Raw genomic sequence first — 14,929 nt, 5'->3', positions numbered from 1 at the left:
TCCGTGGGGTTATTGTGCGTATTTGTAAAATTTATTTTATCTATTCTAACAATTGTTATTGATAATGAGAAACGTTATCGGCAGAATACGCATTATCATAACGCGTGGAAACTGTTTGATGATGACTTTGCCAAATAAAACTCTGGCCTGGGATGTGGCCGCACAGTGCTTTCTTAATTCCCTTGTCCGTGAAACCAGCGACTGGCGACTGACCGACAGCCACCCAGCCGAACTCATTATCCCCCTGGGGGAACAGCAGGCGCTCTACTTCAAAGTGGCCTATTTCTCCCCCACCCAGCATCACCGCTTCGAATTCCCGGCCCGCCTGGTCAATGCCACCGGCAGCCAGCCGATTGACTTCGCCACCCTTTCCCAGCTGATTGTCGACAAACTCCAGCACCAGCAAATGCTGCCGGCCACCGGCTGTGAGGCGTTTTATCAGCGCGTAATGGAAAGCCATGCCCACACGCAGCAGGCGATTGAAGCCCGCCATGACTGGAACGGTCTGCGCGAAAAAGCGCTGAATTTTGGTGAAGCCGAGCAGGCATTGCTGGTGGGACACGCCTTCCACCCGGCGCCGAAATCCCACGAACCGTTTAACCAGCAGGAAGCCGAGCGCTACCTGCCTGACTTCGCCCCGCATTTCCCGCTGCGCTGGTTTGCAGTAGATAAAAGCTATCTGGCGGGTGAAAGCTTGCACCTCAACCTGCAGCAGCGCCTGACGCGCTTTGCCGCTGAAAATGCGCCGCAGTTGCTGAGCGAGCTTAGCGACAATCAATGGCTGTTCCCGCTGCATCCGTGGCAGGCAGGCTATCTGCTGGAGCAGGACTGGTGCCAGCTGCTGGTCGCCAAAGGTTTGGTGAAAGATTTAGGTGAGGCAGGAGCCCCGTGGCTGCCGACCACTTCATCACGCTCGCTATACTGCGCCACCAGCCGCGACATGATTAAGTTTTCTCTGAGCGTACGCCTGACCAACTCCGTGCGCACCCTGTCGGTGAAAGAAGTTAAACGCGGTATGCGCCTGGCCCGACTCGCGCAAACTGACCGCTGGCAAACGCTGCAGGCTCGCTTCCCGACCTTCCGCGTCATGCAGGAAGACGGCTGGGCCGGGCTGCGCGATCTCCACGGCAACATTATGGAAGAAAGCCTGTTTGCCCTGCGTGAAAACCTGCTGGTTGGCCAGCCCCAGAGTCAGACTAACGTGCTGGTCTCCCTGACTCAGTCAGCCCCGGACGGCGGTGATTCCCTGCTGGTTGCCGCGGTTAATCGCCTGAGCACTCGCCTGGGAATTACGCCCAAACAGGCCGCACACGCCTGGGTCGACGCGTATTGCCAGCAGGTACTGAAGCCGCTGTTTACCGCCGAAGCGGATTACGGCCTGGTTTTACTGGCTCACCAGCAAAACATTCTGGTGGAGATGCAGCAGGATCTGCCGGTGGGGCTTATCTACCGCGACTGCCAGGGCAGCGCCTTTATGCCGCATGCCGCAGGCTGGCTCGACATGATTGGCGAAGCCCAGGCGGAAAACGTCTTCACCCACGAACAGCTTCTGCGCTACTTCCCTTATTACCTGCTGGTGAATTCCACCTTCGCCGTGACCGCCGCCCTCGGCGCTGCAGGCCTGGATAGCGAAGTGAACCTGATGAACCGTGTTCGCACTGCGCTCAGCGCCGTGCGCGATGAGGTGACGCATAAAGCTTGCCTCGATTACGTGCTGGAAAGCCCGCACTGGAACGTGAAGGGTAACTTTTTCTGCTACCTGCACGACCATAACGAAAACACCATCGTCGATCCTTCGGTGATTTATTTCGACTTTGTGAATCCGCTGCTGGCTCAGGAGGGCTGAATGTTTCAGGCATCTATTGTTCACGGCGGCCACGGGCTGCGCTGTGAAAAACTCAATAAGCCTCTGAATCTGAGCTGGGGCCAGGACGGCGGCGCGGTTCTGCACTGGCCGGGCGAACTGCCGGCAGGCTGGCTGCGTGACGCGCTGGATCAGATGTTCGTTGCGGCGCCGCAGCTTACGTCTATCGTGCTGCCTTATGCCGAATGGCGGGAAGAACCCCAGGCGCTGGTTCTGTTCGATCTGCTGAAAAGCGACATCGTTCACCGCGCGACCTTCTGGCAGCTGCCGCTGTGGCTCAGCGCTCCGGCGAATCAGGCTTCCGGCGAGATGGTGTTTGACGCAGAGCGCGAGATCTATTTCCCGCTGCGCCCAGCCCGCCCGACCGGAGAGGTTTACCGCCGCTATGACCCACGCGTTCGCAAAACGCTGAGCTTCCGCGTGGCCGACCCGGCGCAGGACGCAGAGCGCTTTACCCGCTGGATGAACGATCCGCGCGTGGCGTATTTCTGGGAGCAAAGCGGCTCGCTGGAGGTACAAACCGCGTATCTTGAGCGCCAGCTCACCGGTAAACACGCGTTTCCGCTGATCGGCTGCTTTGACGACCAGCCGTTCAGCTACTTTGAAATTTACTGGGCAGCGGAAGATCGCCTTGGTCGCCATTATCCGTGGCAGCCGTTTGACCGTGGCCTGCATTTGCTGGTGGGCGAACAGCAGTGGCGCGGCGCGCACCATGTGCAAAGCTGGCTGCGTGGACTGACGCACTACCTGCTGCTGGATGAGCCGCGCACGCAGCGCACCGTGCTGGAGCCGCGCGCAGACAATCAGCGCCTGTTCAAACATCTGGAGCCTGCGGGCTATGTGACGCGCAAGGAATTTGACTTCTCGCACAAGCGTTCACGCCTGGTCATGGCGGACCGCCACAACTTCTTTAGCGAGGTAGGCCTGTAATGAATCGCAAGGACTGGGATTTCGTTAACCGCCAGCTGGTGGCAAAAATGCTGGCTGAGCTCGAGTACGAGCATGTTTTTCAGGCCGAATCGCTGGGTGAAAATCGCTACTGCATCAGCTTAGCCGGTGCCGAGTGGCATTTTAACGCCGAGCGCGGTATCTGGGGCTGGCTGTGGATCGATGCGCAGACGTTGCGCTGCACAGACGAGCCTGTATTAGCCCAGACGCTACTCATGCAGCTTCAGCCGGTGCTGTCGATGAGTGATGCCACCGTGGCCGAGCATATGCAGGATCTCTATGCCACGCTGCTGGGCGACCTGCAGCTGCTGAATGCGCGCCGGGGCATGAGCGCGGACAACCTTATCGATCTGGACGCTGACCGCCTGCAGTGCCTGCTGAGCGGCCACCCGAAGTTTGCCTTCAACAAGGGCCGCCGCGGCTGGGGTAAAGAGGCGCTGGAGCGCTATGCGCCGGAGTATGCCAATACCTTCCGCCTGCACTGGCTGGCGGTCAAACGTGAGCATATGGTCTGGCGCTGCGACAGCGAGCTGGATATTCAGCAGCTCATCGCCGCCGCAATGGACGAGCAGGAACTGGCCCGCTTTACTCAAGCCTGGCAGGACAGCGGCCTGGACGACGGCTGGCTGCCGCTGCCGGTTCATCCGTGGCAGTGGCAGCAGAAGATCGCGCTGGATTTCGTGGCCGATCTCGCAGAAGGCAAGATGGTTTCTCTGGGCGAGTTTGGCGACCAGTGGCTGGCCCAGCAATCGCTGCGCACGCTGACCAACGCCAGCCGCCAAGGCGGTTTGGACATCAAGCTGCCGCTGACGATTTACAACACTTCCTGCTATCGCGGTATTCCGGGCAAATACATTGCCGCCGGGCCGCTGGCATCCCGCTGGCTGCAAAATGTTTTCGCCACCGACAGCACGCTGGTCAAAACCGGGGCGGCTATCCTCGGCGAGCCGGCTGCCGGCTATGTTTCTCATACAGGCTACACCGCGCTGGCTCAGGCACCCTATCGCTACCAGGAGATGCTCGGCGTCATCTGGCGCGAGAACCCGAGTCGCTGGCTGAAGCCTGACGAAACGCCAATCCTGATGGCAACCCTGATGGAGTGCGACGAAAACAATCAGCCGCTGATTGGGGCCTATATTGCCCGCTCGGGCCTGGACGCAGAAGCCTGGCTGACACAGATGTTCCGCGCGGTGGTGGTGCCGCTGTATCACCTGCTCTGCCGTTACGGCGTGGCGCTGATCGCCCACGGACAAAATATTACGCTCGCCATGAAAGACGGCGTGCCGCAGCGCGTACTGCTGAAAGATTTTCAGGGCGATATGCGTCTGGTGAAGGATGAGTTCCCGGAGATGGACTCCCTGCCTCAGGAAGTGCGGGACGTTACCGCTCGCCTGAGCGCCGATTATTTAATTCATGATTTGCAGACCGGCCATTTTGTGACGGTGCTGCGTTTTGTTTCGCCGCTCATGGCCCGCCTTGGCGTGCCGGAAAGCCGCTTTTATCAGCTGCTGGCCGCAGTGTTGAGTGATTACATGCAGGAACACCCGCAAATGTCGGCGCGTTTTGCGCTTTTCTCACTCTTTAAGCCACAAATCATCCGCGTTGTGCTGAACCCGGTAAAACTGACCTGGCCTGACCAGGACGGCGGCAGCCGCATGCTGCCAAATTACCTTGAGGATCTGCAAAACCCGCTGTGGCTGGTAACCAGGGATTGAATTATGACAAACACTGTTGATTTTATTGGCGTAGGTATCGGCCCGTTTAACCTGAGCATTGCGGCGCTGTCTCACGAAGCAGAGGGATTTAGCAGCCAGTTCTTTGACAGCCGCCCTGACTTTGCGTGGCACCCGGGCATGTTAGTACCGGACTGTCATATGCAGACCATGTTCCTGAAAGATCTGGTCAGCGCCGTGGCCCCCACCAGCCCGTTCAGCTTTGTGAACTATCTGGTGAAACGTAAAAAATTCTACCGCTTTTTGACCACCGAGCTGCGCACCGTCTCACGCGACGAGTTTTCGGACTACCTGCGCTGGGCCGCAGAAGGCATGAACAACCTGAAGTTTAACCAGACGGTTGAACGCGTTGATTTCGACGAGCAGCGCAAGCTGTTTGTGGTGCAGACCGACCAGGGAGAAACCCTGGCACGTAACATTTGCCTCGGGATTGGCAAACAGCCTCACCTGCCGCCGTGCGTAAAAACCGCCACGCCGACCTGCTTCCACGCCAGCGAAATGAGCCTGCGTCTGCCAAATCTGGCCGGGAAACGCGTTACGGTAGTCGGCGGCGGGCAAAGCGGCGCCGACCTGTTCCTGAATGCGTTCCGTGGCGCCTGGGGCGAAGTCGCCGAAGTTAACTGGGTTTCGCGCCGCAATAACTTTAACGCACTGGATGAAGCCGCCTTTGCCAACGAATATTTCACCCCGGAATACGTCACTGGCTTTGTGGGCCTGAATGAAGACGCCCGGCAGAAAATGCTCGATGAGCAAAAGATGACGTCCGACGGCATTACCGCCGATTCGCTGCTGACCATCTACCGCGAACTGTACCACCGCTTTGAAGTGCTGGGGCAGCCACGCAATGCGCGCCTGCTGCCAAGCCGCTCGGTGACAGGCCTTGAAAGCCGGGGCCAGGGCTGGCAGTTGCTGCTGGAGCACCACCTGGACAAGGGCTATGACACGCTGGACAGCGACGTGGTGATTTTCGCCACCGGCTACCGCCCAACGCTGCCGCAAATGCTTTCGCCGTTAATGCCACGGATGATGATGCTTGATGAGTGCAACTTCAAAGTGCGCGACGACTTTACGCTGGAGTGGAATGGTCCGGCCGGCAATAACATCTTCGCGGTCAACGCCAGCATGCAAACCCACGGGATCGCCGAGCCGCAGCTGAGCCTGATGGCATGGCGCTCCGCCAAAATTCTGAATCGCGCGCTGGGGCGTGATTTGTTCGATCTCAGTACGCCGCCCGCGCTGATTCAGTGGCGCAGCGGCAGCCGGGAAAAACCGCAGCACACCGCTGCTTCCTTAACTCACTATTCCTCTAAATCATTCGAAATGCAGCCCGGCGCTAACTGAGTTTATCCCCCGGAACGCAGGCCGCTGCTGGACGGGGGGTAACCGTTAACCCCGAGACAAATTGAAGAATGACGAGGACACAGCATATTTGGGCCGATGTTAGTCAGCCCATATGAAGGAACAATGATGATAACCAAAAAGCAAACGCTTTGGGCGCTCAATCCGTTACTGCTCGCCATGATGGCGCCGGCAGTGGCACAGCAAACCAGTGACGAGACGATGGTGGTTTCCGCCAACCGCAGCAACCGCACCGTCGCAGAGATGGCCCAAACCACCTGGGTGATCGAGAAAGCCGAACTGGAGCAGCAGATCCAGGGCGGCAAAGAGTTTAAAGACGCGCTGGCCCAGCTGATCCCCGGCCTCGGCGTCAGCAGCCAGAGCCGCACCAACTACGGCATGAACGTCCGTGGTCGCCCGCTGGTCGTGCTGGTTGACGGGGTGCGTCTCAACTCCTCCCGTACCGATACCCGTCAGTTGGACTCTATCGACCCGTTCAACATCGATCATATTGAAGTCATTTCCGGCGCGACCGCCCTGTACGGCGGCGGCAGTACCGGGGGGCTTATCAACATCGTGACCAAAAAAGGCCAGAAAGATACGCAGGTAGAGTTTGAAACCGGTATCAAGAGCGGCTTTAACAGCAGCAAAGATCACGATGAGCGCGTCGCCAGCGCCATTTCCGGCGGCAACGACCATATTTCTGGCCGCGCCTCAATTGCCTATCAAAAATTCGGCGGCTGGTTTGACGGAAACGGCGATGCCACCCTGCTCGACAACACCCAGACCGGTTTACAGTATTCCGACCGCCTGGACGTAATGGGCACCGGGACGCTGAACATCGATGAAAACCAGCAGCTGCAGTTAGTCACCCAGTACTACAAAAGTAAGGGCGATGACGATTACGGCCTGAATCTCGGGAAAAACTTCTCTGCCATCAGCGGCACAAGCAGCCCGTACGTCAGCAAAGGGCTGAACTCTGACCGAGTCCCCGGCACCGAGCGTCACCTGATCAGCATGCAGTATTCCAACAGCGACTTCCTCGGCCAGGAGCTGGTGGGCCAGGTTTACTACCGTGATGAATCGCTGCTGTTCTATCCGTTCCCGACAGTAAATGCGAGCAAAAAAGCGACCGCGTTCTCCTCTTCCCAGCAGGATACTAACCAGTACGGCGCTAAGCTGACCTTCAACAGCAAACCGCTCGACGGCTGGCAGCTGACCTACGGTCTGGACGCGGACCACGAGCGCTTCACCTCTAACCAGATGTTCTTCGATCTGGCCCAGGCCAGCGCTTCCGGCGGCCTGAACAACCAGAAAATCTATACCACCGGGCGTTACCCGGCGTATGACATTAGCAACATGGCCGCGTTCCTGCAGTCCAGCTATGACATCAACGAGATCTTCACCCTGAGCGGCGGCGTGCGTTACCAGTACACCGAGAACAAGATTGATGATTTCATCGGCTACGCGCAGCAGCAGCAAATTGCCTCAGGTAAAGTGAAATCCGCCGATGCTATCCCTGGCGGTTCCACAAACTACGACAACTACCTGTTCAACGCCGGCCTGCTGGTTCACCTCACCGAGCGCCAGCAGACGTGGCTGAACTTCTCCCAGGGCGTGGAGCTGCCTGATCCGGGTAAATACTATGGCCGTGGCACCTACGGCGCGGCGGTGAACGGCCATCTGCCGCTGACCAACAGCGTCAACGTAGGCGCGAGCAAACTGCAGGGCGTGAAGGTTGACTCCTACGAACTGGGCTGGCGTTACACCGGCGACAACCTGCGCACGCAGATTGCCGCTTATTACTCCCTGTCTAATAAGGAAGTCGTCACCAATACCGACCTGACCATTAGCGTGAATGACAATAAACGCCGGGTTTATGGCGTGGAAGGCGCGGTTGATTACTTTATCCCTGACACTGACTGGAGCACCGGGGCTAACTTCAATGTCTTAAAAACCGAGTCAAAAGTGAACGGTAGCTGGGCGAAGGTTGACGTTAGATCCGCCAGCCCGTCGAAGGCCACTGCCTATATTGGCTGGGCGCCGGACCCGTGGAGCCTTCGCGTGCAGAGCACAACGTCGTTTAGCGAGAGCGACAATGTGGGGAATGAACTTAAGGGTTACACCACGCTTGATTTGCTCGGCAGCTACCAGCTACCGGTGGGTAAACTCAGCTTCAGCGTTGAGAACCTGCTGGATCGCGACTACACCACCGTTTGGGGCCAGCGTGCGCCACTGTATTACAGCCCGGGCTACGGTCCTGCTTCGCTGTATGACTACAAAGGCCGTGGCCGCACCTTCGGCATGAACTACTCCGTGCTGTTCTAAGCCTCTTCCTTGCCCGGCAGTCGCCGGGCAAGTTCACACGCTTACCCTTCCTAACAGTTTATCCCTCGACCCTCGCAAAATCGTCTTTTAAAAATAAGGGATATTTTCCTCTCTTATGACCGGAGACAATATGCAAATTGGCTTTATTGGCGTGGGCAGCGTGATAGAAACGGCATATCTGCCGGCGATTCAGCGGCTTTCCCGACATGATGTAGTTTGCTACGGGTTTGATCCCGCCCCACGCTACAGCTCTGATGCCATCACGCTTCTCCCCTCCTTAAACCAGCTTCTGGCGCTGCCGCTTGATCTGGTGTTTATCACCACGTCATCGCTTCAGCATTGGCCGATGCTGAAGCAGGTGCTACAGCAAAGTTCGCTGCCCGTCGTGGTGGAAAAACCCGTCGCGGCAACGCTACAGCAGCTGGACGAACTCACATCGTTGTTGAGCGATCCGGCCATTGCCGCGCGGGTGCTCGCCCTGGATCACTGGATGGTAAGAACCGATGCGGCACGTTTTATCGACCGACTCGAAGATATCGACCGCATCGAAGGATTCCTGCTGGAACCCAGCGGGTTTAATGCCGCCGGAGAGCCCATTGCGCTGAATTTTGCCACCGGCGAGCCCGATACTCGCGAGCTGCGCCACCCGGACGGCGTTATCGTGGACATCGGCACGCACGTGCTGGCGATGATGCGGGAAACGCTGATACAAGCGGGCGCTGACGAAACGCTGGAGCTGGAGTTGCTGCTTGCCAAAGATCGACTCGGCAACGGTATTTTGCCCGGCGATGTCACCACGGCAGAAGGTCAGGCGCTGCTGCGCGGGGAAATGGGCGGCATCCCCTGCGTACTGCAGTTGAACAAATATGCCGGGCCAGCCGGGGGGCAAAAAGGCATCAATATCGTACTGAAGGATGGCCGAGTCATCGCCGTCGACCGCCGCGGGGCGGATGAAACCCTGAGCGTTGGCGATGAGTCCAAGCTGGATCTCAGCGGGCCGCTGTACGACCGCTGCCTGGGAGAGATTATTTTTGCCGGGAAAACGCTGTTTGAACGGGCTCCTGAGGCGATTCCCGCGCTGACCCGGCGCAGGATCCAGGAAGTCAGGGCGTTGCTGACGCTGCAGCAAACGCTGCGCGGCGAGCACTAAAAAAGCAAAACCCGCCGGGGGCGGGTTTGCTTTGAGGCTCGGCATCAAGCTTTGTTGAGTACCAGCTGGCCTTTGCTATCCAGCGGGATCTGGGTGACAGGGTCTTTATCCATGCGGATTTTGCCCTGCTGATCGCCGATTTTGTACGTCACATCATAACCGAGCATTTTTTCTGATTTGTCGTACACGGTCTTACAGCGCTGCTGGGTGGTGGTATAGGTATCCCCATCCTGCATCGCGCCCTGCACCTGGTTCCCGGCGTAACCGCCGCCCAGCGCACCCACTACCGTGGCAACATCCTTCCCGCGACCACCGCCGAACTGATGGCCAAGCACGCCCCCGGCGACGGCGCCCAGGGCAGAGCCTAAAATACGGTTCTCATCCTGAACAGGTTTACGGTGCGTCACGGCCACGTTTCGGCACTCCTGACGGGGTGTTTTAACCGTTTCCTTGATTGGCGTCGCTGACACCACCTGTGCATACTGGGGACCACGGTCGAACACGTTCAAACTGGCTACCGCGGCCACGCCCAGCGCAGCGGCCACGCCAATACCTATACCCGCTAACATTGATTTATTCACAGGACATCCTCCTGACCTTGTTGTTAACCTAATTTTGCACTGCGGTGACAACATTGAGAAATCAGACAACGGATAAAAAGTGCGGGATCGTGCGGCGAAAAGGCGTGTTTAAGACAACTCTGAGCAAGCCGTTAGGAATATGCCGAATTTTATGCTGCTCACCGGCAATAAAAAAACAGCACGGCGGCCTGATGCTTGCCGGTTAGCTTTTAAAGGGGAAAGAGGCCAATGATCTGTCAGCGTTTATTCGTAACTACTTGCGGAGGGTTGAAGTGATGGAACAGAACCACAGCAGCATCACCCAAATCGTGACGTCATTGATGTCATCAATGGACGCGCTCACGATTTGCTACTTTGCGCAGGAAAGCGGTGCGGTGCCGCCGCTGGCATTTCAGGTCGATTTCCCAAGGCTTGAGATTGTGCTGAAGGGAGAGATCAGCGACGGGCCGTATCAGCTCAAAGCCCATGATTTACTGTACGTCCCCGCGGGAAGCTGGAACTGCCCGCAGTGGGATAAACCGGCCACCACCCTCAGCATTTTATTCGGCAAGCAGCAGCTGGGCTTTAGCGTGCAGCGCTGGGATGGGCAGGAATTGCAGAATGTGATGAAACAGCACGTAGCTCGTCGTGGCCCGCGCGTGGGCTCTTTTTTATTACAGGCGCTGAATGAGATCCGCATGCAGCCGCAGGATAACAACACCGCGCGGATGATTGTGATGAGCCTGCTAAGTCACTGCGCCGACCTGCTAAACAGCCAGATCCAGACCGCTTCGCGCAGCCAGGCGCTGTTCGAAGCTATCCGCGATCATATTGATGCGCACTATGCCGGCGCCCTCAGTCGGGACTCGGTGGCGCACGCGTTCTACATTTCGCCTAATTATCTCTCGCACCTGTTTAATAAAAGCGGCGCCTTAGGCTTTAACGAATATCTGAACCACACCCGGCTCGAAAAAGCCAAAGCGCTGCTCAAGGGATATGACCTGAAAGTGAAGGAAGTGGCGCACGCCTGCGGCTTCACCGACAGCAACTATTTCTGTCGGCTGTTTCGCAAGAACACTGACCGCTCACCGTCCGAATACCGACGGCAGTACCACAGCCAGCTGCTGGCTAAAGAGTGATATGGGTGTGCTGAGGGGCCGAAAGCAGTTTGCGCACGGCGCTCATCACCTTTTGCGGCTCGCGCAAAAAAGTATTAATGCCTGAGCGAACATAGCGCGCGTCGCTAAAACGCGCTTCGCCGCTCAGGTCAATATCGGCGATCAGCAGTACAACGTCGGCGCGCCCTATCTCATCCATACTCAGCGGGTTTTCAATGCCCAGCGCGCCCTGAGTTTCAATTTTGACGATCCATTTTTCCTGCTGGCACAGCTTCTCCAGCCGCTCTGCCGCCATGTAGGTGTGGGCCACGCCGCTCACGCAGGCGGTGACCGCCACCAGAAATCTTCCGCCAGTTCCCGTCACCTTAACCTCCCACTGTTACCTGAAAACCCGCAGCCTCAGCCCGCACGCGCACGCGGGCAATCTCTTCGGCCGTTGGCGGCGGGCAGGCTTTCATCGCCCATTCGCCGCCCAGCAGTCGGTATTTTGGTTCGCCATACTGATGGAAGGGAAGCAAATGCAGCTCCCGGAGGCCCGTCGGGGCTAAAAAAACCAACACCCGTCGCACATTTTCGTCTTCCAGGGTAAACCCCGGGATCAGCGGAAGCCGCGGAATGACCCTGATCCCCGCGCTCACCAGCGCTAAAAAATTCTCCAGCACCCGCGGCTGGTTCATTTTCACCACCGTCTGAGCGCTGACGGGATCCATTATCTTTAAATCGAAGAGCACCTCATCGCACTGCTGAGCCAGCGGCAGCAGGCGGCTCAACGGCGCATCGCCTGCGGTCTCGATGGCGGTATGTAACCCCGCCTTGCGCAGCCGCCTGAGAAAGCGGGTGGCGAACCCCGCCTGCATCAATACTTCGCCGCCCGAGAGCGTGACGCCGCCGCCCGATGTGCGATAAAAAATCTCGTCTTTCAGCACCTCGCGCTCAAGCTCCTCCAGCGTGACATCCCTGCCAATGCGCTCAAACGCTCCCGAGGGGCACTCGTCCGCATCGCACAGGCAGGGCGCACAGTGCAGGCATTTACTCTCGCGCCGGACGATTTCAATGCCGGGCGAAATGGACTCCGGATTGGCGCACCACGGGCAGCGGTGCGGGCAGCCTTTGAAAAAAACCACCGTGCGGATCCCCTGCCCATCGTTCAGGGAGTAACGCTGAATATTGAAAATGCGCGCCATGTCAGCGCGCGTCTCCAGTACCTCACAGCTGATGCGCGGTGCGGCGGATAATGTCATCCTGAATCTCCTTCGACAGCTCCACGAAGAACGCGCTGTACCCGGCCACACGCACCACCAGCCCGGCGAAGTCCTGTGGCCGCCCCTGCGCTTCACGCAGAGTATCGGCATTCACCACGTTAAACTGGACGTGCTGCAATTTCAGACTGGTGAAAGCCCGCAGGAAATCGGCCAGTTTGTTCAGCCCGGCATCGCCCTTAAGCGTCTCGGGCGTGAATTTGACGTTCAGCAGCGTGCCGTTTGATAACAGCGTGTTATCCAGCTTACTCACGGATTTCAGCACGGCGGTTGGCCCCAGCATATCCTGCCCGAGCATCGGCGACAGCCCGCCGTCTGCCAGCTGTTCACCCGCATAACGCCCGTCTGGCGTGGCGCCCACCACCGCGCCCAGCGGCACATGCGCGGAGACCGTGTAAGAGCCGGGCGTAAACTGCCCGCCTCGCGGATTGCGGTACTTTTCTACCTCTTTGCAGTAATAACGCAGCAGATCGGCGCTGATGTTGTCCACTTCGTCGATATCGTTGCCGTATTTCTCAAAGCGGTTGATCAGCCTGGCGCGAATTTTCTCCCCTTCCGGCGTGGCAAAGTTCGCTTTCAGCACCGCCAGCAGCTCGTCGAAGCTCACTCTTTGTTGCTCAAACACCATGCCTTTCAGGGCGTGGAGTGAGTCGCTGAGGTTGGCAATGCCTATCCCCTGAACCCCCGAGAAGTTGTAGCGGGCGCCGCCCTCGGTGATGTCTTTGCCCTTTGCCAGACAGTCGCTGATGAACGACGACAGCAGCGGCACCGGAGCCCAGTCCCGGTGGCCGATATCGCAAATGTTGCTGCCCTCCGCCATCAGTGAAATGAAATGGCGGGTTTTCAGACGAATGGCTTCCAGCAGTGTTTCCCAGCTGATGTCCGCGTTGCCTTCGTTTTCCAGCAGCACGATTTCCATCACTTTCAGCAGATTGAACATCGCGATGTCGTGAAGCCCGTAGGTTTTGCCGGGAACTGAAAGCTCCACGCAGCCCACCACCGCATAATCACGGGCATCTTCAAGGGTTACGCCGCGGTTCAGGAACGCGGGCACGATCACCTCATCGTTAAAGATCTGCGGAATACCGGTGCCCAGCCGAATGGTTTCTGCGGTTTTGCGTAAGAACGGACCGTCAGTCAGCTCATTCACGCGCACGCCAAGATTGGGCTGCGGCAGGCGGACATTCTGATAGGCATCCAGGCACAGGAAGGAGAGGATGTTCACCGCGCTGCGCCCGTTTTCCGTCTGGCCACCGAGCAGGGCGGTGTAGCCGGTCGGGAAGCCCGCGAAATAGCGCGCACTGCTGGTTGAGCGCAGCAGTACCACATCGTTGCACTTCACCCACAGAGATTCGAGCATTTCACGCAGGAAAGCCGGATCCTCCCCCTGGCTCAGCGAGGCCTGATAGAAAGGCAGCATATACTGGTCGAAGCGGCCGATGGACAGCGAGCTGGCATTCGACTCGTACTGCAAAATCACATTCATGTACCAGAACAGCTGGCACGCCTGCCAGAAGGTCTTCGGCCTGTGCTCTGCGTTGTGGCGCGAAATGTCGGCCATCTGACGCAGCTCCTGCGCCCGCTGTGCGTTGCCACACTGAAGCGCCAGCGCGTCAGCGAGCACGGCATAGCGCAGAATATGGCGCTGTGAAGCTTTCAACAGCAGCAGCGCGGCGGTATAAAAGTCGTTATCCGGCTCGCGCTGGCAGAGTATTTGCAGCTCGTTCACCAGCGCCCCCAGCCCATTCTCCAACAGGCGCGGGTAATCAATGATGATGTGCCCCTGCCCTTTATCGGTTTGGTTCACGCTGAAAATTTGCGTCGCCACTGCCGCCTTCACCTCATCCGCCATTCTGGCATTGATGAAGTCCTTCATCGAACGCTTTTCCCAGTAGGGAAACAGTTTTTCGCGATAGATCCGCTTGTCCTCATCGCTGATAACAAACTTGTCCTGCGGGCGGGTGGCGAACTGATCCAGCTCCTTCAGCAGCCAGTACGGATCCATTTCCGGCGACATTATCCCGGCACGCGGCTGCACGGTGCGGTTACCGGCAATCAGCTCCTCATCACGGATCGCGATCGCCACCTTATCCAGAATATGCGCCGTCGCTTTGGCTCTGCGCAGGATCACCGGCTCACCTTCCGTCAGCCGATGGCTTTCGGTATAGAGCAGCGCGCGCTCGAGAGAAATTTCACGGGGTCTGGCAAACAGGGCGTGTTTCAGGCGTTGAATGCGATTCGTCATGGGGCACTCCTTCAGTCAGTTCAGGCGGCCCGCCCCGAACGGAGCGGGCCCGGGCGCTAGGCGGTTTGCGTCAGGTGGGCTTCAATCTTGTTCATGATGGCGTCGGCGCGCTTCACCGCGTCGCTAATGTTGACGCGGACAATGGTTTTACCCTGGAAACGCTCTTCAAATTTGATGCCGATATCCTTCGTGAGGATAACCATATCGGCCGCGGTCACCTCTTCCGCCGTCAGGGTATTTTCCTGGCCTATCGAGCCCTGAGTTTCCACTTTAACCTGCCAGCCTTTGGCTTTTGCCGCGGCCTCCAGCGCTTCAGCGGCCATGTAGGTATGAGCGACGCCGGACGGACAGGCGGTTACTGCGATAATTGAAATCATGATCATTCC

12 protein-coding genes are annotated in these 14,929 nt (G+C 58.0%); 7 read left to right on the top strand and 5 right to left on the bottom strand.

Annotation, left to right across the window (positions count from 1 at the left end; genetic code table 11):
* Nucleotides 1-121 precede the first annotated feature (121 nt).
* The 6 genes from VW41_08320 to VW41_08295 all read left to right on the top strand — a co-directional run bounded on the left by VW41_08320 (nt 122) and on the right by VW41_08295 (nt 9,361).
* On the top strand, nt 122-1,846 hold the full coding sequence (locus tag VW41_08320; GenBank protein AJZ91904.1) for an aerobactin synthase IucA: 1,725 nt from the start codon (nt 122-124) through the stop codon (nt 1,844-1,846).
* Nucleotides 1,847-2,794 carry a hydroxylysine acetyltransferase gene (locus tag VW41_08315; protein ID AJZ89035.1) on the top strand — a complete coding sequence of 316 codons (948 nt, stop codon included), beginning with the start codon at nt 1,847-1,849 and terminating at the stop codon, nt 2,792-2,794.
* The gene (locus tag VW41_08310) at nt 2,794-4,527 is read left to right on the top strand and encodes an aerobactin synthase IucC (GenBank protein ID AJZ89034.1); all 1,734 of its coding nucleotides are present in this window, start codon (nt 2,794-2,796) and stop codon (nt 4,525-4,527) included. Before VW41_08315 ends, VW41_08310 begins: the two co-directional genes overlap by 1 nt.
* A 3-nt stretch (nt 4,528-4,530) precedes the next feature.
* On the top strand, nt 4,531-5,886 hold the full coding sequence (locus VW41_08305) for a lysine 6-monooxygenase (GenBank protein AJZ89033.1): 1,356 nt from the start codon (nt 4,531-4,533) through the stop codon (nt 5,884-5,886).
* A gap of 123 nt (nt 5,887-6,009) precedes the next feature.
* Entirely contained in the window at nt 6,010-8,211 is a 2,202-nt protein-coding gene (locus VW41_08300) for a ligand-gated channel protein (GenBank protein ID AJZ89032.1), read from the top strand.
* Nucleotides 8,212-8,341: 130 nt separating this feature from the next.
* Entirely contained in the window at nt 8,342-9,361 is a 1,020-nt protein-coding gene (locus tag VW41_08295; protein AJZ89031.1) for an oxidoreductase, read from the top strand.
* 44 nt (nt 9,362-9,405) lie between these two features.
* Here the strand turns inward: VW41_08295 and VW41_08290 are convergent, their stop codons facing one another.
* A complete protein-coding gene (locus VW41_08290) occupies nt 9,406-9,930 on the bottom strand; it encodes a hypothetical protein (GenBank protein AJZ89030.1) in 525 nt (174 codons plus the stop codon).
* A gap of 287 nt (nt 9,931-10,217) precedes the next feature.
* Between VW41_08290 and VW41_08285 the strand changes: the two genes are divergently transcribed.
* Complete coding sequence (locus tag VW41_08285; protein AJZ89029.1) at nt 10,218-11,060, top strand: AraC family transcriptional regulator; 843 nt, start codon at nt 10,218-10,220, stop codon at nt 11,058-11,060.
* On the opposite strand, the gene VW41_08280 is transcribed toward VW41_08285, so the two are convergent.
* Genes VW41_08280 through VW41_08265 form a run of 4 tightly spaced genes read right to left on the bottom strand, consistent with a single transcriptional unit; the run spans nt 11,050 to nt 14,920 of the window.
* Nucleotides 11,050-11,403, bottom strand: a complete 354-nt coding sequence (locus tag VW41_08280; protein AJZ89028.1) for a PTS system fructose-like transporter subunit EIIB — start codon at nt 11,401-11,403, stop codon at nt 11,050-11,052. The genes VW41_08285 and VW41_08280 overlap by 11 nt on opposite strands.
* 1 nt (nt 11,404) lies before the next feature.
* Complete coding sequence (locus VW41_08275; GenBank protein ID AJZ89027.1) at nt 11,405-12,280, bottom strand: pyruvate formate lyase II activase; 876 nt, start codon at nt 12,278-12,280, stop codon at nt 11,405-11,407.
* A complete protein-coding gene (gene pflD / locus VW41_08270; GenBank protein AJZ89026.1) occupies nt 12,246-14,543 on the bottom strand; it encodes a formate acetyltransferase in 2,298 nt (765 codons plus the stop codon). The genes VW41_08275 and pflD overlap by 35 nt, the downstream gene beginning before the upstream one ends.
* 56 nt (nt 14,544-14,599) lie before the next feature.
* Nucleotides 14,600-14,920, bottom strand: coding sequence for a PTS system fructose-like transporter subunit EIIB (locus VW41_08265; protein AJZ91903.1), 321 nt, complete (start codon nt 14,918-14,920; stop codon nt 14,600-14,602).
* Between the last annotated feature and the right edge of the window lie 9 nt (nt 14,921-14,929).

The sequence above is a fragment of the Klebsiella michiganensis genome, from assembly GCA_000963575.1.
Taxonomy (GTDB): domain Bacteria; phylum Pseudomonadota; class Gammaproteobacteria; order Enterobacterales; family Enterobacteriaceae; genus Cedecea; species Cedecea michiganensis_A.
The sequence above is the reverse complement of the archived record's forward strand: the minus strand, read 5'-3'. Positions and strand labels throughout refer to the sequence as shown.

What these genes read in the sequence shown, in the direction of transcription:
- VW41_08320 (AJZ91904.1), top strand. Translation starts at nt 122, where the DNA reads ATGACTTTGCCAAATAAAACTCTGGCCTGGGATGTGGCCGCACAGTGC.
- VW41_08315 (AJZ89035.1), top strand. Translation starts at nt 1,847, where the DNA reads ATGTTTCAGGCATCTATTGTTCACGGCGGCCACGGGCTGCGCTGTGAA.
- VW41_08310 (AJZ89034.1), top strand. Translation starts at nt 2,794, where the DNA reads ATGAATCGCAAGGACTGGGATTTCGTTAACCGCCAGCTGGTGGCAAAA.
- VW41_08305 (AJZ89033.1), top strand. Translation starts at nt 4,531, where the DNA reads ATGACAAACACTGTTGATTTTATTGGCGTAGGTATCGGCCCGTTTAAC.
- VW41_08300 (AJZ89032.1), top strand. Translation starts at nt 6,010, where the DNA reads ATGATGATAACCAAAAAGCAAACGCTTTGGGCGCTCAATCCGTTACTG.
- VW41_08295 (AJZ89031.1), top strand. Translation starts at nt 8,342, where the DNA reads ATGCAAATTGGCTTTATTGGCGTGGGCAGCGTGATAGAAACGGCATAT.
- VW41_08290 (AJZ89030.1), bottom strand. Translation starts at nt 9,930, where the DNA reads ATGTTAGCGGGTATAGGTATTGGCGTGGCCGCTGCGCTGGGCGTGGCC.
- VW41_08285 (AJZ89029.1), top strand. Translation starts at nt 10,218, where the DNA reads ATGGAACAGAACCACAGCAGCATCACCCAAATCGTGACGTCATTGATG.
- VW41_08275 (AJZ89027.1), bottom strand. Translation starts at nt 12,280, where the DNA reads ATGACATTATCCGCCGCACCGCGCATCAGCTGTGAGGTACTGGAGACG.
- pflD (AJZ89026.1), bottom strand. Translation starts at nt 14,543, where the DNA reads ATGACGAATCGCATTCAACGCCTGAAACACGCCCTGTTTGCCAGACCC.
- VW41_08265 (AJZ91903.1), bottom strand. Translation starts at nt 14,920, where the DNA reads ATGATTTCAATTATCGCAGTAACCGCCTGTCCGTCCGGCGTCGCTCAT.